We start from the raw sequence: 411 nt of genomic DNA, 5'->3' as shown, positions 1-411 counted from the left end.
CCATCCAGGCGGCCGACGGTGGACGCACGTCGAGCTCGCGAGGTGGGCTTGGTGAGAGGTTCATCACGCGTGCGGCGCGGCCGTGACGCGGCGCCTGTCGAGGACGACCGCTGCCGGGACCCGTCGAGGGCGAGCGCTGCTGCCCCGATCGGACAGGGTTCCCGGCGCCGAGCCCCCTGGCCGCACGGCAGGACTTCACGATCTGTCTGTCACGCGGTGAACGACGAAAGGCCCACCCCTGTGAGGGGTGGGCCTTTCGTTGAATGGTTGTCCGGCGGCGTCCTACTCTCCCACACCCTGGCGAGTGCAGTACCATCGGCGCTGAAGGGCTTAGCTTCCGGGTTCGGAATGGGACCGGGCGTTTCCCCTTCGCTATGACCGCCGTAACGCTGTCGAGTTGTCAACGGGTTC

1 rRNA gene is annotated in these 411 nt (G+C 67.9%); it reads right to left on the bottom strand.

What is annotated here, in order from left to right:
• Window positions 1-269: 269 nt before the first annotated feature.
• Window positions 270-386 (bottom strand): 5S ribosomal RNA (gene rrf, locus G3I71_RS48890).
• Window positions 387-411: the final 25 nt, after the last annotated feature.

The sequence above is a fragment of the Streptomyces sp. SID12501 genome (genome assembly GCF_010550245.1).
Taxonomy (GTDB): domain Bacteria; phylum Actinomycetota; class Actinomycetes; order Streptomycetales; family Streptomycetaceae; genus Streptomyces.
This window is presented reverse-complemented; position numbering and strand designations above follow the sequence as displayed.